The sequence below is a fragment of the Pseudomonas sp. PDM30 genome (assembly GCF_019218985.1).
In the GTDB taxonomy this organism is placed as follows: domain Bacteria; phylum Pseudomonadota; class Gammaproteobacteria; order Pseudomonadales; family Pseudomonadaceae; genus Aquipseudomonas; species Aquipseudomonas jessenii.
In genome coordinates this window covers 240,954-263,908 of record NZ_JAHUWM010000009.1, presented here as the reverse complement: position 1 = coordinate 263,908, position 22,955 = coordinate 240,954, and the positions used below count along the sequence as shown (strand labels likewise).

Below are 22,955 nucleotides of genomic sequence, written 5' to 3'. Positions count from 1 at the left end.
GACATACCCATCAGGGTGCAGAACAGCACATCCCGGTGACACGCCACTCAACTCAGAGCCAGTACTCCCAAAGGCGCGCCATCTGCTCCTTGGCTTTCACACCGAGCGAGCGGCTCTGCCACTTTTCCATCTTGATTTCGTTCGACTTGGCCAGATCGGCCAGGAATGCCGCCTGCATTTTTTTTCCAAACCCGGCGCCCAGCACAACAACGTTGACTTCATCGTTATGCAGGAAGCTACGCCAGTCGAGGTTGGTGGAGCCGACAGTCGACCACACGCCATCGATTACTGCTGTCTTGACGTGGAGTAGCGCGTCTTTGCGTTCGTAAAGCTTGACGTTGGCTTTCAGCAGCTCGCTGTAGTAGGCGCGTCCAGCATGGAACACCAGCCACGAATCGGTGCTGCTGGGCAGCACCAGCTTGACGTCGACGCCACGTGCTGCAGCCTCCTTGAGTGCCGCCAGCAACTGCGGGTCGGGAATAAAGTAGGCGTTAGTCAGCCATATCTCGGATTGCGCGCTACGCAGCGCCGAAATCAGCGTGGCATAGATCAGGCTGAACGGCTCATTTGGCGAGCTTCCGATGGCCCGCACCACCTCGGTGCCTTTGCGCTCAGGTGGCGGAAAGTAGTGGCGAGCCGCGAGTGGTTCGCCTTTCTGGGTAGCCCAGGTTCCGATGAACAGCTTCTGGAGTTCCGCAACCACAGGCCCCTCGATGCGCAAGTCGGTATCGCGCCAGGGCAAATCACCATTTGGGCGAGTCTTCGAGTAAGAATTGAACGAGCTCCCCGAATAGACGCTGCTGATGTTGATCCCGCCGAGAAAGGCAATACGGCCGTCCACGATCAGCAGCTTTCGGTGGTCGCGCTGGTTCACGTCCCAGCCCGCTTTGGCCGTCACCGGATTGACTGGGTTGTACTCCAGCACCTTGACGCCCGCGTCGGTCAATTGAGAGAAAAACGCTGATGATGTTTTAAGGGTTCCGACGCTGTCACGGATCAGATTGACCTGTACGCCTTGCCGTTGCCGAGCGATCAGCGCGGTGGCGAAGCGCTGGCCGACTTCATCATCGTCGAGGATGTAGGTCTCCATGTTGATGTGGTCGCGCGCTGCTTCCACGGCTTTGATCATCGACTGGTAGGTGGTGGGGCCGTCCTGCAGCAAGTCGACCTTGTTTCCTTCCGTCAGCGGGCTGCCGACGATGGACTCTTCGATTGCGAGGTGCACGTCGAAGATGTCGGTCTCTGCGCCGGTGGACTCGAGTCGATCGAGAATGGCCTTGCTGCGCTCGGCTGACAGAGGCCCGTGTACCCCGTCGAGCTGCACTGGCGCAGAGGGCGCGCGAGCCATATCGGGCACTATCCTGGGCAATGTACTGCAGGAAACCACAAATGCCAGGAGCACAGCCATGCACAGAGCCAGAGGAACACACACACCCTTACATGTGGCAAAAAGATTCATCAGGCCCCCTCTTTGTGAGGACGGTGATAGCGAGTGGCGATGCCGTCACTTGCTTTGACTACTGCGCAAGGGCAGGGTTCGTCGTCAGAGAGTGCTTTTGGCCGATTGTTGCTTTTCGGGGATGGGTCGATTGCTGCCGAGCAAACAAGACCGCCAGTGCGATCTTGCCAGTTCCTTACATCTCCACCTGTGTGCCCAGTTCTATCACCCGATTCAACGGCAACTTGAAGTACTTGAGGTTGCTGTTGGCGTTCTTGAGTAAAAAGGCGAAAAGGCTTTCTCGCCAACGGGCCATACCGATGCGCTTGGTCGGGATCACCGTTTCCCGGCTCAGGAAATAGGTGGTGCGCATCGGGCTGAAGTCCAGCTCGGCCAAGTGACAGAGACTCAGCGCCAAGGGGACATCGGGCTCCTCGATAAAGCCAAAGTGCAGACTGACCCGGAAGAACCCTTCGCCATACGCTTCAACCTCAAACCGTCGATCAGCACTCACACGAGGGCTGTCTTCAGACACCACCGTAAGCAGTACCACTTGCTCATGCAAAACCTGGTTATGCAGCAGGTTGTGCAGCAACGCATGCGGAACGGCATCGGACCTGGCTGTCAGAAATACCGCCGTACCCTGTACCCGATGAGGGGGCTGCGTGCGGATGCTACCGATAAACAGTGGTAGCGGCAGCGCGGTTTCGTCCAGCCGTTCAACTATGATCTTGCGGCCACGTTTCCAGGTGGTCATCAAAATGAACAGGCCAATGCCAGCAATCACCGGGAACGCACCGCCCTGGAAGATCTTCGGAGCATTGGCCGCGAAGTACAGGCTGTCTACCAGCAGAAAACCGAGCAGCATCGGAACGGCCAGCCAGCGGGGGGTTTTCCATAGCAGCAGGACGACGGCCGAGGACAGGATGGTGGTGATCAGCATGGTGCCCGTTACAGCGACCCCATAAGCGGCGGCCAAAGCACTGGACGACTCGAAACCAAGTACCAGCAGCACAACACCGACCATCAACGCCCAGTTAACGGTACCGATGTAAATCTGTCCCTGCTCCTGGCTGGAGGTATGCTGGATAAACATGCGAGGGACATACCCAAGCTGGATGGCCTGGTGTGTCAGGGAAAATGCGCCGGAGATCACGGCTTGAGAAGCGATGATGGTCGCCAGTGTAGAGAGTGCGACCATCGGCAGCAGTGCCCAGCCCGGCGCGAGCAAATAAAATGGATTGCGCACCGCCTCGGGGTTTTCCAGGATCAAGGCACCTTGGCCAAAATAATTGAGTACCAGTCCTGGCAATACCAAAATGAACCAGGCGCGGGCAATGGGTTTGCGACCGAAGTGCCCCATGTCTGCATACAGTGCTTCGGCGCCCGTCAGCGCGAGTACCACTGCACCAAGAATGGCCACACCGATTCCCGGATGAGCGATGAAAAAATGCGCTCCCCAGTATGGATTGAGCGCTTGCAGCACTTCCGGCCGCTGTAAAATGCCATAGACCCCCAGCGCACCCAGCACGACAAACCACAGCACCATCACTGGGCCGAACAGAATGCCGATGCGAGCCGTGCCGTGTTTCTGTATCAAGAACAGCGCCACCAGCACGATCACTGACAAAGGCACGACCCAGTGTTCAATTCCGTCAAACGCCAGCTGTAGCCCTTCAACCGCAGAGAGCACCGAAATAGCCGGGGTGATCATGCTGTCCCCGTAAAAAAGTGCCGCACCAAACAGGCCAAGCAAAACGAGTATTTTACTCATGCGCGGATAAGGGGCGGCTGCGCGGCGGGCTAAAGCCGTCAACGCCATGATGCCGCCTTCACCCTGGTTGTCGGCACGCAGGATGAACAGCACATATTTGATCGAGACGACCCAAATCAGTGACCAGAAGACCAACGACAGAATACCCAGCACGCCGTCGTGGTTGGCCTGAACTCCGTAGTGGCCAGAAAATACTTCTTTCAGCGTGTAGAGGGGGCTGGTGCCAATGTCCCCGTAAACCACTCCGACCGCGGCGACGAGCAAGCCCACTCCTGACGCTTTGGATTGCGAGTTTTCATGTGCTCCGATTGCTGTTTCACTCAAGGGTCGCTTCTCTCGAATTACGGGGAGGAAATACATGCCATCCTTGGGCAAAACGATGTGCCTGGGCCACTGAAGCCTCAAGGCGCATGGACGATCTAAAAAGTCGCGGCCAGTATCTTTGAGGGCGCAAACAGCAGTCGTAAAGAAAGCGTAAAAAATTTACGGCAGATACTCGAAACATCAGATCCAGTGGCTTGGGCCTGTCACGCCCCGGCCCGACGCGTCGTGCGAGCAATCAGACCTGCGTCTCGCCTGGGAACGTCGGCAGCCCGTACGTCAACGCAAGTTCCAAGACCGGTTACAAGGGGTATAACTATCAGAACAAAAGGCGGGTCACCCAGAATAGGCCCTCCAAAGGCAGCGCCCGGTCCGGGCGCCCCAGGCCTGATCGGCGCCTGCGGTGCGGAGCGATGTGATGAGTTCCAGAGCATGGCGATGGGCTCGCAAGAGCTTTCTTGGCTGCATCGAGCTGGCCGTGCTGGTCACTCCACTGTGCGCCAGCGCCATGTTCAAGTGCCAAGCCAGGGACGGAGCCATCAGCTACACCAGCCAGGCCATCGCCAGCGCCCGCTGCACTCGCCTCAATGGCATGGCGGACGCCGGTGTCGGCGCCAAGGCAATAGCCCTGCCACGGGTTGTGCGGGACGACACCCCAGGCGCGGTGCGGATCCGGGTGTGGACTTTCATCCACAAGGGTAATCGTCAATATGTGAGCCGGCGCCCCGTCGGGATCTCCGCACGGGTCGATGTCCTTGAGCTCTATTACATCAAGGGCTGCTATCTGTGCATGGCGCCGAAGGATTTCAAGGTCGCCTCACTGCGCCTGGACACCCATTCCTATCGGCGGGAGATCGAAGCCGCTTCGGGTCATTATGGTGTCGACAGGGCGCTGGTCCGCGCAGTGATACATGCCGAATCGGCGTTTCGCCCCAACGTCATTTCCGAAGCCGGCGCCCAGGGGCTGATGCAGTTGATGCCCGCCACCGCCGAGCGCTTCGCCGTGGACGATCCGTTCGACGCACGACAGAACATTCGTGGCGGCGTGCGCTACCTGGCCTGGCTGCTCAAGCGCTTCAACGGCAACCAGATGCTGGCGTTGGCAGGTTACAACGCCGGCGAAGCGTCCGTGGTCCAGTACAACGGGGTGCCTCCCTACGCCGAAACGCAATCCTACGTCACCCTCGTGCAGTCCTTGACCGAACGCTATCGCAACCATAGCGGCCGTCCGTGAGAGGCAGAAACCGGCCAGGAGCGGACCTCGAACACATCACCTGATCGGCTGTTTTTGTAGGACGAAGCGGTCACCCGTGTTCCGCTGCCAACATTGACCTGAACTGCGAAATGATCTCTGAAGATAACCCGGCAGCTTCGAACACTGCGCAGGTAAAGCTAACGGGTGCAGGACCTGGAGCAGTTATGATGCGGTCGGCAACCACCGCTACTTGACTGCTTCGATAAAGCGTGGCCCCGTCATAACCTGCGGCATTCTGTTGTAAAAAGTCAGCGCTGTTCGAAGTATGAGGAACCGTGTCGAGAAGCCCGGCCCTCGCAAGTGCCAGCGTCCCCCCACAGATACCGGCAATTGTCGCTCCACTTGAACGACTAGCATGAAGAAAGTCCCGAATATCCGGTGCATCTGCACGCTCCCAGATCATTCCACCGATGACGACAACAACGTCCGGCTTCCAGTCCAGGCATTGTTGCAAGCTGCTATCCACAGTTACAGCCAATCCGCCCTGCGAGCGGAACTGCCCCGTAGTAGAGGTGAAAAACCTGACGTCGATCCCGTAAAACGGGGATGCGGTTCCTGCAATGAAAGCGTATTCCCAGTCCGCAAAACCGGGTGTCAGTATCAAGCCCAAGCGTGCCATCAGTCCGAATCCTCCATGAAAACGAACAACATAAAGCGACAACAAACAGATCTCAACGTCGGCTTCGAGTCTATTGTGTTGAAAAAAATCCCAACGCCATCCTGACTGTTACTGGACTTGAGAAAAAATCAATGAAGTTGCCGTTGCCTCTGTAGTTCCCTCTTCAACCAGGTGCTTGCCGGTTCTTCGCCTGCCCTCCATCCACATCCGCATGATTCATCCTCGTCTGAAGGTGAAATGAGTGGAGCTACCTCCAACAGATACCATAGAGGACAACCACTGACACGCCTCTGGCCGCTTGATACAGGGAAATGGGATGACTGGAAAAACGGTGGGCAAGTCTGTGCAATCACCCAGCCGGTGGAACTGCAAACCATTCGGGTAATCGAAACCTTATAAAGGGCGAGGTGGGCGTAGTATGGGTTACGCATTCGCATTGAACGCCCTGTAGGGCTGTAAAGCCGGGAGGGTTGCGTGGAAAGGGACGCGATGTTCAAGTTCCTTGCGGGCTACCTGTTGATGTGTGCCCTGCTGGCATGGGGGGTGATCCAGGCGTCTCACTGGATTGCTTCTCGCCTGCTGCTGTATTGGATTATTTAGCGCCGACCCTCGCTGCTTCGCTCCTCCTTGTCGATTCTTCCAGTACCACAATGGTGCGATCCACTGTCTGGCCTTTTCCCTCTGACCCTCAGCCTGCTCGATCAGTCGCTGCAATCACGCGATCAGGCCGGTTCGCTGAACCGGCAACTGGCCCCATTCAAGGATTGAGCCAGTTGCCGATGCTGCCAGGTTAGTGGAACGGAAAGATGTAATTCATCCATGCCGCCATGCGCAGAAGGATTTTGCGCATCATCGCGATGTGATGGAAATGCTGGCTGTACAACGCCGCCTGGCCGTAGGCGCCGCCGGGCATCTGGTCGGCGTACTGGGCATAGTCGGGATCGGTGATCTCAATGATCACCGGAACCCGGCCGGCCGGTGGTGAACCGGTGAAGCTGATCAGTGTGCCTGACGGTTGGATCTGGCCTTCAGCGATGACCGAAACGACGGTCTTGACCTTGCCTTCGAAAACCTTGCCTGGAATGCCGTCGAAAGCGACCTCGGCCTCGTCGCCCTCGGTCAGGCGCAACAGGCTGTTCTGGCGCATCCACGCGGAGAAGTAATGCCCTTCGGCGGGAATGAAGACCATCGAAGGGCGCAGCGGCAACTTGGTCGCCATCATGCCCGGACGCAGTGAAACATGGGTGACGAAGCCTTTGCTCGGCGCACGGACGGTGGTGTTGTCGAGTTCGTACTGCGCGTTGTCCAGTTGTGCCTTCAGGTCGTCACTGCGAGCGACCACCATATCCAGTTCCCGTTGGGTACTGAAGTTACGCTTGATCAACTCGGTGATCCGGGCGCGATCGGCCTGGGCGGCAATCAGCTGTGCCTTGAGGGATTTCACCCGGTATTCGAAAGGCGCAGGGTCGATGCGAAACAGCACATCGCCTTTTTCCAGGGGCTGGTTGGTCTTCACCGATACATCGATCACCTGGCCGCTGACCACGGGTATCACCGGAACCGATACGAAATAGGAACGCGCCACCTCGGAGTAGGGGTGGTTGTAGTTCATCGTGAAAATCAGCGTGCCGATAATCACGATCCCGCCCAGCACCGCCGTGGGCACCGTCCATTTGTTCAGGGGGATGCGGAAGATCTTGAAGATGGCTACGCAGAGAGCGGCATACGTCAGAATGAGTAAGAGATCCATGGCTCAAATGCCCTCGCCGAGATTGTCCGTTGGCACACGATTCTGTGCCGTACCCATCGCTGACTCCAGGCGCTCGATCCGGCCTTGCAGCTCGGCGACCTGTTGTTCGAGGTGAACCACATGACTTTTGGGTGAATGTCCGTCACTGAAACCCCAGCCCCGGTCCTCCCGATAGGCCATCGCCCAGATCCAAAGGAACGGCCAGAGTGCGTGCAAGGTGAAGAGGCTGACCCAGCCGGTGGCGTGGATCGCATCCTGGTGAGGGTGGTTGCGGTGGACGGCAATTTCATAGGGGATGTCGTGGAGCAGGATGATCCCGTAGAACAAGAAGAGTCCTACAAATATCAGTACGCCCAGGGCGAAGTATTCAAGCATGAACCAGTCCTCTTGAAGCAGATAGCGTGTGCGCCTGAGTGTAGCCGTTCAATCTACACTTGACGGGGATGCGGATATCCAGCCGGAACAACCGGTGCCTGACCGACGAGGTGAGTTCATGCCAACCAAAGCTCAATTCGAGAGGGCGCCTGTACTTGACCCTGTCGAGCGCATTACCGAGGTGATCTTCGGCCTGCTGATGGCCATGACGTTCACCGGCACCATCAGCGTGGCCACGGCAGACCAGGCCGCCGAACGCACGATGATGATTGCCGCGCTCGGCTGCAATCTCGCCTGGGGACTGGCCGATGCGGTCATGTACCTGTTGCGCGCACTGGTCGAGCGCACGCGCAGGATCAAGCTGTACATGGCCTTGCGTAATGGCACGGACGCCGCGGTCGGTCAGGCGCTCGTTGCGCAAGTGTTGCCGTTGCAGTTCGCGACGGCGGCCGGCAGTGAGGGCCTGGAGTTGTTGCGCCGTCGGCTGCTCGAGCAGCCCCCCTTGCCGATCAGGGCCGGCCTCGGCTGGAGCGACTTCAGGGGCGCCCTCGGTGTTTTCCTGTTGGTCGTGTGCTCGACATTTCCGTTGGTGGTGCCATTCATACTGCTCGATCAGACGGCGCTCGCCATCCGCCTGTCCAACCTGATTGGGCTTGTGGTGCTGTTCATCGCAGGCTGGCTGCTCGCCAGATACGCTGGCGCCACGCAATGGCAGGGTGGGGTGATCATGGCCGCCACGGGGGGCGTGCTGATCCTTGCAATCATTGCGCTGGGTGGATAAAAACCGGGCATCATTCAACACACTAAAGACTCGTTCTCATTTACAATTGCTCTTCCATTTACGTCGGGCAGCCCGGTATGGATGTTCTCGCCGCAATTCATCTTCATTTATCCCAGTGGGTATTCGAGCCGGTCACCCGGCAGTTCCTGGGCATTTTCGACTTCAACGGCAGACTCGGTCTAGCCTTTCTCTGCATGTCTTACAGCGTCGCCTATTGCCTGTTCCGCTACCGCAAATCCCGGGGCTTGACCGACGCGCGCTCATTCGGGCAGTTCATCGGCGGCTGCCGGGTGTACCTGCATCGCTCGGCGCTGCTCGACTACCGCTACTACTTCGTACTCGCCATCCTCAAGGTTGCCCTGGTGCTGCCCATCGTCGGCCTGGTCGATCCGTACGTCTTGCGTTCAGCGGACTACATCGCGTTCTTCACCCAGCTGTGGGGCGCGCGTACGCAAGTGGAAGAGAATCTGGCGCTGACCCTGCTCTATGGGCTGGGCGTATTTCTGGTCAAGGATTTCAGCCATTACTGGGGCCATCGCGCTTTCCATTCGCGGTATCTGTGGGCCTTCCACAAAGTCCATCATTCGGCGCCCGTGCTGGTGCCGGCGACGGCCAGCCGCGTGCACTTTCTGGAAGAGGTGGTCGAAAAGCTCACGGATATCATCTGCGTCGGCGCATTTGCCGGGGTCTTCTGGTACGCCTGCGGCGGGGAGATCAGCCGCTATACCTTGTTTGGCGTGACCTACATGGTGTTCATCTTCAATGGCCTGGCGGCCAACCTGCGTCACAGCCATGTCTGGTTTTCCTTCGGGCCGGTGCTGGAACGGGTGCTGAGCAGCCCGGCGCAACACCAGATTCATCACAGCGATGCGCCACGACACTTCAACAAGAACTTCGGCATCAATCTGTCACTGTGGGACTGGATGTTCGGAACGCTCTACGTCACCCGGTCCACACCCGAGGCCATTCACTTCGGCACCGGTGAGCAGGATCACGAGCGTTACCTGACGCTGCAGGGGTTGATCGTCACGCCTTTCGTGGACATCGCCCGCAAACTCCTTCCGGGAAAACCCCCGAAAGCACAGCCTGAAAACGGATCTGATCCGTATTTTTCAGCGCAATCTGCCTCTGTAACGGATACAGCCGCCAGCCCACAATAAGTCTTCGGTACGCCGCTCGGGCAGCACACGCCGCCCCTGTACCGCCAATTCATAGTGTGGGAGGCCCCATGGCCAAGATGACGATTTTTCTCGGTGGTTTTCTGCTGTTGACCATCCTGATCGGTATGCTGGCGACGATTCCGCCGGCGTGATTACACCCGTTGCCAATCAGGAACTCTGCCGATCAATATCGCGCCGCAGAACGACAGCGGTGGTGATGTCTTCAACGATTTCGTGACTGGCTACTGCATCTCTGACTCGATTCAGATCATCAATAGTTCGCGATTCGACCTCAATGACCAGATCGAGTTGGCCACTGACCGAGGAGACTCGTCGTACCTGCGAGTTTTGGGCAAGCAGGTCCAGCAAGCTGATTGCGGGTGTGCGTTTCAGGCATACAAGAAGGATTGCGCGAATCACGTTGGCATCGATTTCGCCGATATCAGCCCGGTAGCCTCTGATCACACCATTGCGTTCAAGGTTGATGACTCGCTCGCTGGTAGCACTTCTTGAAAGCCCGATTCTCGCTGCCAGGGCCTTCAGGGCAATTCGAGCCTCTTTGGAAAGAATTTCGAGTATTTCGCGATCTTTCGTGTCCAGGTCGCGCATCAGAACTCCCTAATTTTGCTACCGAAATTGTGCCGGTCGATTCCGACAATATGCAGGCTGAAGCCGACCGTATACCTAATGCCGTCCAAGGCTTTGCGTGCCAAGCTATCTGAAAAAAATGGCTTGGAAAACAATTACCATGACAAATCTTTCCCATCCTGCCCCCCAGTTCTCGACAGGGGATGCCGAAAAACTGAGTGAGCAGCTTTTCAACGTTATCGGTACGGCCACGCCTCTGGATGGCGAGCGCGACCGCAACTACCGGTTGAATACAGGAACCGATGCCGGATGGATTCTGAAAGTCGTCAACTCGACTGAACCTCGAGTTGAAAGCGAGTTTCAGACAGCCATTCTCAGTCACCTCGCCACGCACAGTCCCGAGCTTACCGTGCCTTTTCTCAAGAAAAGTCTTGCCGGTGAATACCTGGCCTCTGCGGTAGCGCCCTCCGGCGAAACCCATGCGGTCCGCCTGGTCAGCTGGTTGCACGGAACGCCGCTTGCCGAGGTCGAGCGCACGTTCGAATTGATGCGCAGCCTTGGCCAATCGTTCGGTGAGATAGATCGTGCACTTCAGGGCTTCATGCATCCAGGCGCGGTACGCGATCTCGACTGGGATTTGCGTCACGCCGCACGTTCGAGTTCACGCCTGCATTTCGTGAAAGATCCTGGCAGAAGGGCCATTCTGGAACGCTTCATTGAACGTTTCGAAAAAACCGTTCAACCGAAGCTTTCGCGACTGCGTGCACAAGTCATTCACAATGACGGCAATGACTGGAATATCCTCGTCGATTCCCGCAATCATCAGAAAGTCTCGGGCATCATCGATTTTGGCGATGCGGTCCATACGATTCTGATTGCCGAAGTCGCCATCACCTGCGCCTATTCCATTCTCGACACGGAAGATCCAATCGGCGCGGCTGCCGCCCTCACGGCCGGTTTCCATGAGAAGTACCCTCTGCAGCCGGAGGAGCTTGACGTCCTCTTCAATCTCATCGCGATGCGCCTGGTCACGAGCGTCACCTTGTCGGCATCGCGATCCGACCGAACGCAAGACAATCCCTACCTTGGCATCAGCGAAGCGCCGGCCTGGCGCCTTCTGGAAAGGATGGATCGCATGAACCCTCGTCTGGCGACTGCGATCCTGCGTAAAGCCTGTGGTTTTGACGCGATCGAAGGCGCTGGTGCGGTTCGCCGCTGGGTGGCCGAAAACAGCAAGTCCTTTGCGGATATCGTGCGTCCATCCGCTGCGACGATGAACAAGGTCATTGCTCCGTTCGGAGACGCTTCGCATGTGATGACTATCGCTTCAGCCGAGCAACGTCCAGCGCAGGCAACGAAGTGGTGGAACGATTTTTCTGCCGAACACAAGGTGCCGCTCGGTATCGGACCATGGGGCGAGGAAAGGACCATTTACACCGACACGGCGTTTGAATCACGATTCATTGAAGGGCAGCGTCGGATCCTTCACGTCGGTGTCGACTTGATCATGCCCGCTGGAACGCCTCTCTATACGCCTGTTGCCGGTGTGGTGCAGAGCGTCGAGGTCGAGCATGAGCCGCTTGGTTATGGTGGTTTGATCATGCTCGAGCACTCGCCTGAAGGTTGCCCGCCATTCCTGACGCTGTGGGGGCATATGGCTCATGAAGCCTTGGCGCGGCTCAAGCCCGGTGACCGCCTGGAGGCTGGCGCGCTTGTGGGATACATGGGGGCGGATACGGAAAATGGCGGATGGATTCCCCATGTGCATTTTCAAATGTCCACGGACACAGCGTTGAAAGCGAGCGAATTCATCGGCGTAGGTGAACGGGCTTATCTTGAGGTATGGGCCGACATTTTTCCCGATGCATCGAGTCTCGCGGGGATTCCACCGGAAACCTACAGCCAGGACGGACGCACCAAGGCAGAGATTGTTGCGAAGCGAAAGGAGTTGTTGCTTCCAAACCTGTCGATTTCCTATTCAGATCCGATCAAGTTCGTTCGCGGTGATGGGGTCTGGTTGATCGATAACTTTGGTCGGGCGTATCTGGACTGCTTCAATAACGTGTGCCATCTCGGCCACTCCCACCCAGATGTGGTGCAAGCGCTTTCGCGGCAGGCATCACGCCTGAACACGAACACGCGTTATCTGCACGATAATATCGTTGAGTATGCAGAGCGGCTCACGGCTACCTTGCCTGAAGGTCTGGCAGTCGCTTCCTTCGGCTGTTCGGGAAGTGAAGCAAACAGCCTCATGCTGCGTATGGCGCGCAATCACACGGGGCGTAACGATGCAATTGTGCTGGATTGGGCTTACCATGGCACTACGCAGGAACTGATCGACCTCAGCCCTTACAAGTACAAGCGTAAAGCCGGTAAAGGGCGTGCAGATCATGTGTTTGAGGCGGCCGTCCCGGATGCCTACCGTGGTGTGGATCACTGGTCGTTCGAGGAACTTGGCAAGCGTTTCGCTGAAAGCGTGGCGGATCAGATTGAACTCATGCGCAAGCAGGGCAGATCCCCGGCGTTCTTTTTGGCGGAGTCCATTCCAAGTGTGGCCGGGCAACTTTTCTTCCCGGAAAACTACTTGAAAGAAGTCTATGCAATGGTTCGTGCAGAGGGCGGTCTTTGCCTGGCTGACGAAGTCCAGGTCGGCTTTGGTCGCGTAGGTAGCCATTGGTGGGCTTTTGAAACCCAGGGTGTCGTTCCCGATGCAGTGTCCATGGGCAAACCCATTGGCAATGGGCATCCCATGTCGGCGGTTGTGACCACGCGAGAAATTGCAGACAGCTTCAACAATGGCATGGAGTACTTCAATACCTTCGCCGGCAGTCCGGTTTCATGTGCTGTAGGGCTCTCGGTGCTCGATGTAATTGAGCGCGATAACCTGAAACTCAACGCACTTACCGTTGGCAACTATCTGCTCGACGGCTTCCGTAAGTTGCAGCAGCGATACGATGCAATAGGCGATGTGCGCGGGTTGGGTCTTTTTCTCGGGATAGAACTTGTCACGGACCGCAAAACGAAAGTTCCAGCCACGGAGCTGGCCAGGAAAGTAGCCGATGGTGCCAGGGAGCGAGGTATTTTGATCGGTACTGAAGGCCCCCATGACAATGTTCTGAAAATGCGCCCATCGATGATTTTCAGTCAGACAAACGCTGATTTTCTGCTTGAGGTCCTGGACGAAAGCTTTAAGGCCGCACTCCGGTAGATCGCAGAGGGCGGGGCGTGCGACAAGACACCAGGTTGGACGATGTGGCTCCCCGACATAGTGTCGGCCAACTCCGGCAATGTGTCAGGTTGGCTGACACCTTGCCGGGTGCTTTCCAGAAGTGCCTATGCAAGACTTTTCATGAAGGCCGGGTGAATAACCCCAAGAAAATAATAAACAATTCTTCCAAGGTGCCATCCATGCTAACTAAAAAGCTCAAGGGTTTGATTGTCGCTTCTACCGTGGCGGCAGCGGCGCTACTTTCCACCTCAGCTGTTCATGCTGATGATTTGAAGTCGATCCAGGATTCCAAAGAGATCCGTATCGCGATGAGCGGTCAATACTCTCCCTTCAGCTTTGCAAACGAACAGAACCAGATCGTCGGATTCGACGCCTCCATCAGCGAGGCGCTGGCTGAGCGGATGGGGGTAAAGGTGACGATCATCACGACGCCATTCGACGGGATAATTGCAGGACTTCTCGCGAAGAAATATGACGCCATCATCGCTTCGATGACCATTACCCCGGAACGCCAGAAAGCAGTGGATTTTGTTGGGCCTTATTACCACGCTGGCCGAACGATCGTAGTGAAGGACAACTCTTCGATCAAAGGTCTTGATGATCTTAAAGATGTTGTTGTCGGCGTTACCCTTGGGGATGCACACGATAAATGGGCCAGGGCCCGCGGCAACCTGAAGGTGAGAACGTACAAAGGTCTTCCCGAAATGCTTGTCGACCTGGAGGCCGGGCGCATCGATGCGATAGTGATGGACAGTGTTCCGGTGTTGGTCGCCGTCAAAGAAACAGGGCAGAAGGTTCGCATCATTACTCCACCGGATAGCGATGGTGGCATTGAAGGCATGGGCATTGCCCTGCGCAAGAATAACCCTGAGCTCAAGGCGACCATGCAGAAGGCGCTTGAAGACATGCTCGCCGATGGCACCTACGAAAAGATCTCGATGAAGTGGATTGGCAACGATATCCGCTGATTCATGTTCAGCATGGCCCGACCTGTCGTCGGGCCAGCCAATCCGACTTTTCCGAGCGTTCCCATGGATCTGACTCTCATACAACGCACATTCCCGTTTTTCCTGGAGGCGGCCTGGATTACGGTGCAAATCTCTGTACTTGCTCTTCTGCTGGGTTTTCTGGTCGCAATCGTGCTGGTTGCTGCCCGGTTGTCCACTGTTCTCGCATTTCGATACCTTGCAAGACTCTACATAAGCGTTTTTCGCGGCACTCCCTGCCTGGTTCAGCTGTTCATCATTTACTTTGGTGGGCCGCAGATCGGAATTGAACTGGAGCCGTTTGCCGCAGGGGTAATCGGCTTGGGCCTGAACATCGCTGCCTACATGGCGGAATCCATTCGTGGCGCTATCACCAACGTTGACCCAGGCCAGGAAGAAGCTGCACGTTCGATTGGTTTCGGGCGTGGCCAGACCTTATGGTTTATCACGCTGCCACAAGCTGCAAAGTTGATGATCAGGCCGCTGGGAGTGAACGCTGTCGCTCTTATCAAAGGTTCTGCACTGGTGTCGACGATCTCTGTTGTTGAGCTTTCATATACAGCGCAACGCTTTATCAGTTCAACGTACAAACCTTTTGAGATTTTCATGGTGTCGGCACTGCTTTACATCGTGATGGTCTACTCGGTCAGATTTGTTGTTGACTATCTCGATAATCGCTTCGCGGCAAGGTGAGAGCATTCAGATGCAAAGCCTGGATCTTAGTATAGTTACACCCTATTCCGAGCTACTTGCGACCGGTCTTTGGTGGACGGTTGTGATGTTTGTAAGTTCCAGCATATTGAGTTTGATGGCAGGGGTAGCCTTTGCACTCATCGTTCTTTATGCGCCCAGGATCCTGGCGCTGCCCGTGCGTTTTATTACGTGGTTGCTCATGGGCACTCCACTGCTTCTTCAGTTGTACTTGATTTATTATGGTCTTGTACAAGTGGGGATTGATCTTCCTGCCCTGGTGGCAGGCATCATAGGCCTCAGTTTGCACTTTGCCGTCTACAATGCCGACGTTATTCGTGCCGGTGTGGTATCGGTGGACCCAGGTCAGATTGAAGGTGCCCGCTCCATTGGTCTCAGTCGCGGACAGACTCAGCGTTACATCATCGTACCGCAGGCGCTTCGCAGGACTATTGCGCCGCTGGGAAACAATCTGATTGTCCTGTTGAAGGACACCTCTCTGGTTTCCATAATCGGTATTGCCGAGTTGGTGTACAGCGCGCAACTTGCCGTGAGCGAGACCTATAGCCCGTTTGAGTTTTATCTGACTGTCGCGGTTATTTATTATGCAGCCAATCTAGTTCTCGAAGCCGGTCTGCATCTTCTCGAAAACAAGGTAGAGATGTCACGATGATCAGCAAGGAATTCATGGTTGAGGTGAAGGGCGCTCGCAAGGCTTACGGAGCACTTGAAGTACTCAAGGGAATCGATCTTTCCATATCTCGCGGACAAATTGTCGCCATCATCGGCCCAAGTGGATCTGGCAAAAGCACGCTTCTGCGGTAAATCAACCACCTGGAGGTGCTTGACGATGGCGAGATATGGTTAGAGGGTGAGCAAGTCAATCGGCCATTGAAAGGTCGTGCGTTTGAACAGCATATAAATGCTGTGCGTCAGCAGATGGGTATGGTATTTCAACACTTCAATCTATTTCCGCATTTGACCGTGTATGAAAACATCGCTCTTGGTCCGATAAAACTCAAGGGCCTTACAAAAAAGGCATCTCGTGAGTTGGCAATGGAATACTTGTCAAAAGTTGGCTTGGCCAACAAGTTCGATGAGTATCCTTCTCGCCTGTCAGGCGGACAGAAACAGCGCGTTGCCATAGCAAGGGCACTGGCGATGCAACCAAAAGTCATGTTGTTCGATGAGGCTACATCGGCACTGGACCCTGAGCTTGTCGAAGAGGTCAACCTGGTCATGAAGCAACTCGCTGTGGAGCACATGACGATGTTGATCGTCACTCATGAAATGCGCTTTGCCGGCGAAGTGGCAGACCGGATTGTCTTTATTGACGGCGGGGTTGTAGTAGAGGAGGGGGTGCCGCAAGAGATCCTGCAAAACCCCGTCCACGAACGAACCCGGTCATTCTTGAAAAAACATCTGCACGATAGATAAGTTGCGCTTTCGCTTCTGAACGCCCGGGGCAGACGCTTACGCTGAAGCTAACGCGACCTGTCGTTTTCCTTTCGCCTGTAGCTACATTAGTCAGATTAGGCGACCCAGCGCATCACCTTCTCAAGGTGGCCAGTGTGCGCGTCCAGTTGTTCATTGAGAACTACAAAGCCCTGGTTCTCATAGAAATGGATACTAGGCGCATTCGCTGAATACACAGTCAGCTGTAGAGTTGACTTAGATGTCATGGCGTCCGCGAGAAGCTGTGTACCTATACCGTCCCCCTGACGCTCAGGCGATACGAATAGCGCCGCAAGTGTGTCTCCATATACAGAGCAGAATCCTACTACCGTCCCGTCTGCCTCAAACACTCGGGACATGGCGCCGGGTAGGTAGACCTCACGCATAGCAGCAAGCTGGCTATGCCAGAATTTGGCGGCTATGAAGTGATGCGCTTGGATTGACGCTCGTAGCCAAATGTCCAATACGGGCTCTAGGTCAACGTTTCGAAAGTCGCGGATCATGAGGCCTCAACGATTGAGTCAGGAAGAAAACATTGTGCCAAATGCGTGCTCCGCGCAACGGTCCTCCGTTTGCAGATCTACCTGGCACTGATTCTGATCGATCAGCAAAATATGGAACTGTGACCGCCAACGCCAGCACCGGTTTGCTCTGGACGCTGACAGTCTATTTGGGCCGCTGGCATGAGTATCGCCCCGTACGGCCTGCCGATTCCGTTGATGGTCATGGTCGCACTGATCGTTTTTTTGCCCAGCACGCCACTATCGACTGATTAAGCCTGGGCCAGGCGCCCTACACGTAACCAGCCAACGACCACTGCGCCAATCAGCAAAAAGCCCAGGTAGCCAAAGAGTGGATAGACCTGGCCCACCAGGTTGACAAACCCGACCAAACTGCCGACGAAAGCCAGTGCGCCAGCGGCCGCTGAGCCGACGCGGAATTTGCGAGTGCCTGCCGGCAGTAGCCGGGCCGAAAAGGAATACAAGGTACCGACGGCCGTGTTGACGATCATCAGGAAAATGATCACCGCCATCAGCAGACCGAGGACTGGCGAAACCTCCGTGGCGATGGACAGCATGGGCATTGGCAAATCCGCCACGCTGTCCAGACGTGACAGCAATCCCAGGCTCATCACCAGCATCAGCAGCCCCAGCAATGCACCACCGAAGATGCCACCCCAGATGGCTTGCTTCTCGGATTTTGCGGCGCCGCCCATGATCGCCAAAAACGGCACCCCGGCCACGATGTTGTAAGACACGTACAACAACGCTCCCAGCAGCCAATGGCTTGCGCCAGCGTCTTGCTGGCTGGCCAGTTGATTGAGTTCACCGAAACTCAAACCTCGGGTGGCGACGCCATACAGGGCTACCGCTACCGCCGTCAGGATCAGCAGCGGAGTGACGGCGCCGATCATGCCAATGACCTTCTGCACATCCAGGCACACGATGGCGACCACGATCAGGGTCACCGCCACGCTGCCGAACATGGCGGGAATGCCGAACTGTTGTTCCAGCAAGGCGCCGCCGCCGGCCAACATGACCACGGTCACCGCAAACATGAAGAAGGTGATCATCAGGTCGACAAAGGTACCCAGGTAGCGTCCGCACAGTGCATACACCACGTCCTTATGGGACCTTGCCTGCAGTCGGCTACCCATGCCCGCCAATGCCATCCCGAGAAAGGTGAAGAGCGCGGCGCTGACCACCGCCCCGAGCAGTCCCCACACGCCGAAGTCCACGAACATCATCTGCAGCTCCCGGCCGGAGGCGAATCCTGCACCGACAATCACACCGACAAATGCACCGGCTATTTTCAGACTTTCTTTCATGACGATTTGCCTCGAATTGTTTTTGTTATGGCTGATGGGGGACCACTGTTCATGGCCCTCCCGGGGCATCGCACTGGCAAACAGCAGGGGTGGATCAGCGGGCGCCGACCCAGGCCTGCACTTCGATCTCCACATCGACCCCCAGCGCCAACTGGGCGCCGCCAACGGTGGAGCGCACCGGGAAACCATTCTCGAAGTGGCGCTTGTACACCTCGTTGAAACCGGCGAAATGTTGCATGTCCGATAGCCACACCGTGGCCTTCACCACTTGATCAAAACCCACGCCGCATTCGGCCAGGGTCTCGCCGATGCGGGCCATGGCGGCCTCGGTTTGCTCGCGGATATCACCGAGCACCACTTCGCCCAGAGGGTTCATTGGTACTTGCCCTGAAAGGAATAGAAAGTCTCCGACCCGAATGGCCTTGGAGAACGGATAGGGCAGGTGGCTGGGGTAACGCTGGAAATTGTCAGACATGGTATGCAACCTCATTGGGGGGATGATCAGCGCAAGCGGCCAGGTGCCAGGCGTTGTGGCTCGACGCCCTGGCGGCGCAATGTTTCGGGCAGGGGTTGATCGAGCAATTGGGCGCAGGCCAGTTGCGACACGCCGGCCGCGGACTGGATGCCATAACCGCCCTGGGCCGCCAGCCAGAAGAAGCCTTCGCAGTGATCGTCCCAGCCGACCACCAGATCGCCGTCGGCGACGAACGAGCGCAGGCCGGCCCAGCTGTGCCGTGGGCGGCGGATGGTCAAGGAGGTGGCGGCTTCGATGTGGTAGATCCCGGTGGCGATGTCCAGCTCTTCGGGCATCACGTCCTGTGGCGGGACGGGATCGGCGTTGGCCGGCGAGCCAAGCAGTTGGCCGGCGTCCGGTTTGAAGTAAAAGCTTTCGTCGATGCCGATCACCGCAGGCCAGCGTGAGAAGTCCATGCCCTCAGGGCCGTCGAAGGTAAAGGCACTGCGTCGGCAGGGTTGCAACCCAATGGGCTGCACGCCGCACTGCTGCGCAACCTGATCGGCCCAGGCGCCTGCGGCATTCACCAGGTTGCGTGCGCGCAACTGGCGGCCGTCGGCCAGTGTCAGGTGCCAGTGAAGACCTTCGCGGGTGGCGACGCTCAGTTGTGCATCGCACTGCAGCACGCCACCGGCATGGCGCATGGCCCGTAAAAAACCCTGGTGCAACGCGTGGACGTCCAGGTCGCGGGCGTCGGTTTCGAGCATCGCCCCGACAATCGCCTCCGGGCGCAGGCACGGCACCAGCGCGAGGGCTTGCTCGGTATCAATCAATGAAACATTGCCAGCCTGTGCCTGCCCGGTTTCGAAGGTTTGTTGCAGCAGGGATTGTTGCCCCTCACCGGCGACGTACAGACAGCCGCGAGGCTCCAGCAACGCATGTTCGGTGAAGCCGGTTGGCGGTTGCTCATAGAAGTCCCGGCTGGCGCGGGTCAATGCCTGGATCTGCGGTGTGCCATAGCTTTCCATGAACATCGCGGCGGAGCGTCCGGTGGCGTGATAACCCGGCTGGCTCTCACGCTCAAGCACCACAACGCTGGCTTGCCCGGCCAAGCGATAGGCCAGGGAGGCCCCCGCAATACCGCCGCCGATGATGGCGAAATCGAAACACTCGCTGTCCTGCATACCGAAGTCACTCCTGTCTCTGGGGATGGGGAAAAATAGTTTTCCCTTTATTTTTATAATTCTCATATACGAGAAATGTAAGATATGAGAATTCCCCAGTCAACCCATTACCTTGAGGTATTATTTCCAGCCCTTGCCTTGGCTCAGCCCCAGGCACCGTTTTCGTACGACAGAGAAGTCTGCATGAGTTCCGATCGAGTCTCGTGTTCCACGGACCATCCCTTGATAGATCGCGCCCAGGTCGGCGCGCGCCTGCGTGTCATCCGCAAAAACCAGAAGTTGACGCTTAAACAACTGTCCGAGCGTTCAGGGGTGGCACTGTCGACCTTGTCGAAGATGGAGCTGGCGCAAGTGTCGGTGAGTTACGAAAAACTCGCGGCCGCCGCTCGGGCCCTGAGTGTGGACATTTCCCAGTTGTTCAGCCCGGTCAAGGCGGGCGTCAGCGCGGTACAGCCCACGGTGGTCAGCACCGCCATCGACAGTGCGGCGGGCTACAGCACCGGCAACTACGAATATCACCCGATGGCAGGGGATTTCCCCGGGCGCAGCATGACGCCCATGTACGCGCGGATCTGTGCGCGCGAACTGAACCAGTTCGAAGACTACATCCGTCACCCCGGACAAGAGTTCGCCGTCGTCCTTTCAGGTCGTGTGCGCATTCAATTCGAAACGGGTGAATCCATCAGCATCGGCTGTCGCGAAACAGCCTATTTCAACAGTTCAATAGGTCATATTTATCTGGCGGAAGGCGAGGATGGCGCCGACGCTGAAGTGATGGTGGTGATGTCGGAGTATTGACGCTGAGGGGGCTGTCAGATCCAGGTTGAACTCACATTCCAGCTCGAGATAGGGACCGCCATATTCCAAGGATGCCAGGAGCTCGATTGCGCTCGTGCGGTGTGCTCAAGGCCGAAGGGGCGCAGGATGTGGCGCCGAATGCCTGCCCCGTTTAAAGACGCCAGCCGCTGCGACCTTGAGTAACCGATGAAATCTCGGGCATTCTGCGTGGCTAGGGGCTGGACATGCGGCCGCATGCCGCAATCCCCGGCTCATCGCCTGTAGTTGCTTGACGGTCGCATCAATCTCATCCGCCTTGGCCAGAAGCACGTCTCTATCAACAACTGCCTTGCCATTCGGGGAAAGCATGGCATGTATCTCGTCCAGCGAGAGACCGCCTGCCTGTCCGAGTGCGATAACAGCCAACTGCTCAACCACGGCAGACGCAAACTGGCGGCGAGCCCCGCGCGGGCTGACTGACGCAATCAAGCCTTTCTTCTCGTAGAAACGCAATGTGTGGGCAGGAATTCCCGTGCGTTTGACGACCTCAGTGATATCCATTTTCAGCCCATTGACTTGAAGTTGACTTCAACTTCTATCATGCATCGGCAAGATTAATTGGTCCATGAACAAGAGGTAGGTATGGCATCGTTGGAAGTGGTTGCACACGTTTTTCTGTTGGGGGGTGGCGCTACCGTCGTCATGGATTTGTGGATGTTCCTCATGAAGGCCTTTGGCGTTCCAACGCTGAATTTCGCTTTCGTCGGGCGCTGGGTAGGTCATGTATGCCAAGGAAAATTCGCTCATGCCAGCATTGGACAAGCGATGCCGGTGCGAGGTGAAGTGGTCCTGGGCTGGGTGGCGCACTACGCCACGGGTGTTGCTTTCGCGGTGTTACTGGTGTGCATTCAAGGAGTCGCCTGGCTGCAGGAACCAACTTTCCTGCCAGCAATCGCTTTGGGCGTGGCAACAGTGGCAGTCCCGCTTTTTGTTATACAGCCCGCCATGGGGGCAGGATTTACATCCTCCAAGACGCCGACGCCGGCCAAGAACTGCATGCGCAGTTTAATAAATCATGCCGTCTTTGGCGTTGGCCTCTACCTGTCCGCGGTGGTGATTGCCTTGACTTCGAGGTGAGCAGGGTTTGAGTCTCGCTTGTCATGCAACCGACTGGCAGTAAATCCGCCAACACTTGAGTAAGTGACAGTATGTACATTCCTACCCAATGGTCCGAAACATTCAGTGGGGCGCCTATTGAGCGACAAACTATCGGAGAGTCAGGAGCCGAGGTTTCTCGCATCCTCTGCATCAATGGGGAACACCTGTTCGTGAAGTCCGAGCCCATTGGCGTACACAGTGAGCTGCCGGAAGAAATTGAGCGTCTTCGTTGGATGAACCGGCTTGACCTGCCTGGGCCAACAGTTCTTGATGCTACGACAGAAAACAATCGCCATTGGTTACTCATGAGTGCCGTCCCTGGACATGATCTGGCCAGTGCCAACGATTTGTCTCCACCCCAAGTCATCAGCATCCTGGCGGTGGCACTACGTACTCTGCACCAGATGCCAATTGAGGCATGTCCCTTTGATCACCCCTTGGAGCAGCGCATAGCCGCCGCCAGGAGTCGAGTGAGTGCCGGGCTCGTTGACGAGGCAGACTTTGACGATGAGCGGCTGGGTCGGACCGCTGAGGATGTTTTCGCAGAGATGCTTTCGACGCTCCCTGAAACCTATGATCTTGCGGTCACCCACGGCGATGCCTGCCTACCGAATTTCATGGTCGAAGGAAGCAGCTTTACCGGCTACATCGACTGTGGCCGGCTAGGCATCAGTGACATCTATCAAGATCTTGCACTGGCTGTCCGAAGCATAGAGCGCAACCTTGGACAGGCATGGGTAGCGCCATTTTTTCGCGCCTATGGTGTGGAGCCAGATCAGCAACGTATAGCGTTTTACTGTTTGCTAGACGAATTCTACTGATGAGCCGACTTCTCCTTGTCGGATGCTGAGCCCGATCAAGGCATCATAGAGCTCTTGCTGCCCAGCCGGCAGAACGGGGAGCAGCGTCGCGCGGCGCTTGTCGACATCGAACCGGGACTCAACCAGCCATCCCGCCAGATAGAGCGCCGCAAGGCATCCGTCAGCGGTTGCAACGTTCCCCTGCCATACCAGAGGCTGGGGAACGGGCTCCAGTCCCAGAGCCAGCAAGCCCAATCCTTCGGTCGAGCAGGTGTTGGGCGGCGAACAGTGGCCGCCCGAATTCGAAGTGGCCATGAGGGATTTGCTCGAGCA

Annotated in this window: 21 protein-coding genes and 2 pseudogenes; 11 read left to right on the top strand and 12 right to left on the bottom strand. The window is 56.8% G+C overall.

Going from position 1 to position 22,955, the window contains the following annotated elements; translation table 11 throughout:
- Window positions 1-52: 52 nt before the first annotated feature.
- Complete coding sequence (cls, locus tag KW840_RS21675) at window positions 53-1,348, bottom strand: cardiolipin synthase (protein ID WP_223503007.1); 1,296 nt, start codon at window positions 1,346-1,348, stop codon at window positions 53-55.
- A 286-nt stretch (window positions 1,349-1,634) separates the two neighbouring features.
- Window positions 1,635-3,476: a potassium transporter Kup gene (locus KW840_RS21670; protein WP_223507721.1), complete on the bottom strand. Its 1,842-nt coding sequence runs from the start codon at window positions 3,474-3,476 to the stop codon at window positions 1,635-1,637.
- Between the two features lie 475 nt (window positions 3,477-3,951).
- Here KW840_RS21670 and KW840_RS21665 point away from each other — a divergent pair, with 475 nt between their 5' ends.
- Entirely contained in the window at window positions 3,952-4,767 is an 816-nt protein-coding gene (locus KW840_RS21665; protein ID WP_218497757.1) for a lytic transglycosylase domain-containing protein, read from the top strand.
- A gap of 70 nt (window positions 4,768-4,837) precedes the next feature.
- On the opposite strand, the gene KW840_RS21660 is transcribed toward KW840_RS21665, so the two are convergent.
- The 3 genes from KW840_RS21660 to KW840_RS21650 form a co-directional block, all read right to left on the bottom strand.
- The gene (locus tag KW840_RS21660; RefSeq protein WP_159390200.1) at window positions 4,838-5,407 is read right to left on the bottom strand and encodes a DJ-1/PfpI family protein; all 570 of its coding nucleotides are present in this window, start codon (window positions 5,405-5,407) and stop codon (window positions 4,838-4,840) included.
- A gap of 790 nt (window positions 5,408-6,197) precedes the next feature.
- Window positions 6,198-7,157: an HlyD family secretion protein gene (locus KW840_RS21655; protein ID WP_150814616.1), complete on the bottom strand. Its 960-nt coding sequence runs from the start codon at window positions 7,155-7,157 to the stop codon at window positions 6,198-6,200.
- Between the two features lie 3 nt (window positions 7,158-7,160).
- Window positions 7,161-7,532: a DUF3302 domain-containing protein gene (locus KW840_RS21650; RefSeq protein ID WP_090456221.1), complete on the bottom strand. Its 372-nt coding sequence runs from the start codon at window positions 7,530-7,532 to the stop codon at window positions 7,161-7,163.
- 118 nt (window positions 7,533-7,650) lie between these two features.
- On the opposite strand from KW840_RS21650, the gene KW840_RS21645 reads away from it, so the two are divergent.
- Both KW840_RS21645 and KW840_RS21640 read left to right on the top strand, forming a co-directional pair.
- A complete protein-coding gene (locus KW840_RS21645) occupies window positions 7,651-8,313 on the top strand; it encodes a VIT1/CCC1 transporter family protein (RefSeq protein WP_218497756.1) in 663 nt (220 codons plus the stop codon).
- A 77-nt stretch (window positions 8,314-8,390) separates the two neighbouring features.
- Complete coding sequence (locus KW840_RS21640; protein WP_218497747.1) at window positions 8,391-9,473, top strand: sterol desaturase family protein; 1,083 nt, start codon at window positions 8,391-8,393, stop codon at window positions 9,471-9,473.
- A gap of 168 nt (window positions 9,474-9,641) precedes the next feature.
- Here the strand turns inward: KW840_RS21640 and KW840_RS21635 are convergent, their stop codons facing one another.
- On the bottom strand, window positions 9,642-10,082 hold the full coding sequence (locus KW840_RS21635) for an Lrp/AsnC family transcriptional regulator (RefSeq protein ID WP_102671896.1): 441 nt from the start codon (window positions 10,080-10,082) through the stop codon (window positions 9,642-9,644).
- Window positions 10,083-10,221: 139 nt separating this feature from the next.
- Between KW840_RS21635 and KW840_RS21630 the strand changes: the two genes are divergently transcribed.
- The 5 genes and pseudogenes from KW840_RS21630 (at window position 10,222) to KW840_RS21610 (ending at window position 16,403) form a co-directional block, all read left to right on the top strand.
- Window positions 10,222-13,269, top strand: coding sequence for an aminotransferase class III-fold pyridoxal phosphate-dependent enzyme (locus KW840_RS21630; RefSeq protein ID WP_218497744.1), 3,048 nt, complete (start codon window positions 10,222-10,224; stop codon window positions 13,267-13,269).
- 200 nt (window positions 13,270-13,469) lie between these two features.
- The gene (locus KW840_RS21625) at window positions 13,470-14,258 is read left to right on the top strand and encodes an ABC transporter substrate-binding protein (RefSeq protein ID WP_218497742.1); all 789 of its coding nucleotides are present in this window, start codon (window positions 13,470-13,472) and stop codon (window positions 14,256-14,258) included.
- Between the two features lie 63 nt (window positions 14,259-14,321).
- Window positions 14,322-14,969 (top strand): amino acid ABC transporter permease, encoded by a 648-nt coding sequence (locus tag KW840_RS21620; protein WP_102671893.1) that lies wholly within the window; start codon window positions 14,322-14,324, stop codon window positions 14,967-14,969.
- Between the two features lie 10 nt (window positions 14,970-14,979).
- A complete protein-coding gene (locus KW840_RS21615; RefSeq protein WP_218497740.1) occupies window positions 14,980-15,639 on the top strand; it encodes an amino acid ABC transporter permease in 660 nt (219 codons plus the stop codon).
- Window positions 15,636-16,403: pseudogene (locus KW840_RS21610) on the top strand (amino acid ABC transporter ATP-binding protein). Before KW840_RS21615 ends, KW840_RS21610 begins: the two are co-directional and overlap by 4 nt.
- A 95-nt stretch (window positions 16,404-16,498) precedes the next feature.
- Here the strand turns inward: KW840_RS21610 and KW840_RS21605 are convergent.
- The 4 genes from KW840_RS21605 to KW840_RS21590 form a co-directional block, all read right to left on the bottom strand.
- Window positions 16,499-16,924 carry an N-acetyltransferase gene (locus KW840_RS21605; RefSeq protein ID WP_218497738.1) on the bottom strand — a complete coding sequence of 142 codons (426 nt, stop codon included), beginning with the start codon at window positions 16,922-16,924 and terminating at the stop codon, window positions 16,499-16,501.
- Between the two features lie 269 nt (window positions 16,925-17,193).
- Window positions 17,194-18,249: a hypothetical protein gene (locus KW840_RS21600; RefSeq protein WP_218497736.1), complete on the bottom strand. Its 1,056-nt coding sequence runs from the start codon at window positions 18,247-18,249 to the stop codon at window positions 17,194-17,196.
- Window positions 18,250-18,343: 94 nt separating this feature from the next.
- A complete protein-coding gene (locus tag KW840_RS21595) occupies window positions 18,344-18,724 on the bottom strand; it encodes a RidA family protein (RefSeq protein WP_154908640.1) in 381 nt (126 codons plus the stop codon).
- Between the two features lie 26 nt (window positions 18,725-18,750).
- Window positions 18,751-19,887 (bottom strand): FAD-binding oxidoreductase, encoded by a 1,137-nt coding sequence (locus KW840_RS21590; protein ID WP_218497734.1) that lies wholly within the window; start codon window positions 19,885-19,887, stop codon window positions 18,751-18,753.
- 183 nt (window positions 19,888-20,070) lie between these two features.
- On the opposite strand from KW840_RS21590, the gene KW840_RS21585 reads away from it, so the two are divergent.
- The gene (locus KW840_RS21585) at window positions 20,071-20,685 is read left to right on the top strand and encodes a helix-turn-helix domain-containing protein (protein WP_218497732.1); all 615 of its coding nucleotides are present in this window, start codon (window positions 20,071-20,073) and stop codon (window positions 20,683-20,685) included.
- Window positions 20,686-20,790: 105 nt separating this feature from the next.
- Here KW840_RS21585 and KW840_RS21580 read toward each other — a convergent pair whose 3' ends face one another.
- A complete protein-coding gene (locus KW840_RS21580; protein ID WP_218497731.1) occupies window positions 20,791-21,225 on the bottom strand; it encodes a helix-turn-helix domain-containing protein in 435 nt (144 codons plus the stop codon).
- 81 nt (window positions 21,226-21,306) lie between these two features.
- Between KW840_RS21580 and KW840_RS21575 the strand changes: the two genes are divergently transcribed.
- Together KW840_RS21575 and KW840_RS21570 are read left to right on the top strand one after the other, a co-directional pair.
- Window positions 21,307-21,801 carry a DUF2938 domain-containing protein gene (locus KW840_RS21575; RefSeq protein ID WP_218497729.1) on the top strand — a complete coding sequence of 165 codons (495 nt, stop codon included), beginning with the start codon at window positions 21,307-21,309 and terminating at the stop codon, window positions 21,799-21,801.
- A gap of 71 nt (window positions 21,802-21,872) precedes the next feature.
- Window positions 21,873-22,643, top strand: coding sequence for an APH(3')-II family aminoglycoside O-phosphotransferase (locus KW840_RS21570; RefSeq protein ID WP_218497727.1), 771 nt, complete (start codon window positions 21,873-21,875; stop codon window positions 22,641-22,643).
- Here KW840_RS21570 and KW840_RS21565 read toward each other — a convergent pair.
- Window positions 22,626-22,871: pseudogene (locus KW840_RS21565) on the bottom strand (thiamine biosynthesis protein ThiJ); the annotation flags it as partial. The gene KW840_RS21570 and the pseudogene KW840_RS21565 overlap by 18 nt on opposite strands.
- Window positions 22,872-22,955 lie beyond the last annotated feature (84 nt).

Coding starts and splice junctions, on each gene's coding strand:
- cls (WP_223503007.1), bottom strand. CDS start 1,348: ATGGCTCGCGCGCCCTCTGCGCCAGTGCAGCTCGACGGGGTACACGGG.
- KW840_RS21665 (WP_218497757.1), top strand. CDS start 3,952: ATGAGTTCCAGAGCATGGCGATGGGCTCGCAAGAGCTTTCTTGGCTGC.
- KW840_RS21660 (WP_159390200.1), bottom strand. CDS start 5,407: ATGGCACGCTTGGGCTTGATACTGACACCCGGTTTTGCGGACTGGGAA.
- KW840_RS21655 (WP_150814616.1), bottom strand. CDS start 7,157: ATGGATCTCTTACTCATTCTGACGTATGCCGCTCTCTGCGTAGCCATC.
- KW840_RS21650 (WP_090456221.1), bottom strand. CDS start 7,532: ATGCTTGAATACTTCGCCCTGGGCGTACTGATATTTGTAGGACTCTTC.
- KW840_RS21645 (WP_218497756.1), top strand. CDS start 7,651: ATGCCAACCAAAGCTCAATTCGAGAGGGCGCCTGTACTTGACCCTGTC.
- KW840_RS21640 (WP_218497747.1), top strand. CDS start 8,391: ATGGATGTTCTCGCCGCAATTCATCTTCATTTATCCCAGTGGGTATTC.
- KW840_RS21635 (WP_102671896.1), bottom strand. CDS start 10,082: ATGCGCGACCTGGACACGAAAGATCGCGAAATACTCGAAATTCTTTCC.
- KW840_RS21630 (WP_218497744.1), top strand. CDS start 10,222: ATGACAAATCTTTCCCATCCTGCCCCCCAGTTCTCGACAGGGGATGCC.
- KW840_RS21625 (WP_218497742.1), top strand. CDS start 13,470: ATGCTAACTAAAAAGCTCAAGGGTTTGATTGTCGCTTCTACCGTGGCG.
- KW840_RS21620 (WP_102671893.1), top strand. CDS start 14,322: ATGGATCTGACTCTCATACAACGCACATTCCCGTTTTTCCTGGAGGCG.
- KW840_RS21615 (WP_218497740.1), top strand. CDS start 14,980: ATGCAAAGCCTGGATCTTAGTATAGTTACACCCTATTCCGAGCTACTT.
- KW840_RS21605 (WP_218497738.1), bottom strand. CDS start 16,924: ATGATCCGCGACTTTCGAAACGTTGACCTAGAGCCCGTATTGGACATT.
- KW840_RS21600 (WP_218497736.1), bottom strand. CDS start 18,249: ATGAAAGAAAGTCTGAAAATAGCCGGTGCATTTGTCGGTGTGATTGTC.
- KW840_RS21595 (WP_154908640.1), bottom strand. CDS start 18,724: ATGTCTGACAATTTCCAGCGTTACCCCAGCCACCTGCCCTATCCGTTC.
- KW840_RS21590 (WP_218497734.1), bottom strand. CDS start 19,887: ATGCAGGACAGCGAGTGTTTCGATTTCGCCATCATCGGCGGCGGTATT.
- KW840_RS21585 (WP_218497732.1), top strand. CDS start 20,071: ATGAGTTCCGATCGAGTCTCGTGTTCCACGGACCATCCCTTGATAGAT.
- KW840_RS21580 (WP_218497731.1), bottom strand. CDS start 21,225: ATGGATATCACTGAGGTCGTCAAACGCACGGGAATTCCTGCCCACACA.
- KW840_RS21575 (WP_218497729.1), top strand. CDS start 21,307: ATGGCATCGTTGGAAGTGGTTGCACACGTTTTTCTGTTGGGGGGTGGC.
- KW840_RS21570 (WP_218497727.1), top strand. CDS start 21,873: ATGTACATTCCTACCCAATGGTCCGAAACATTCAGTGGGGCGCCTATT.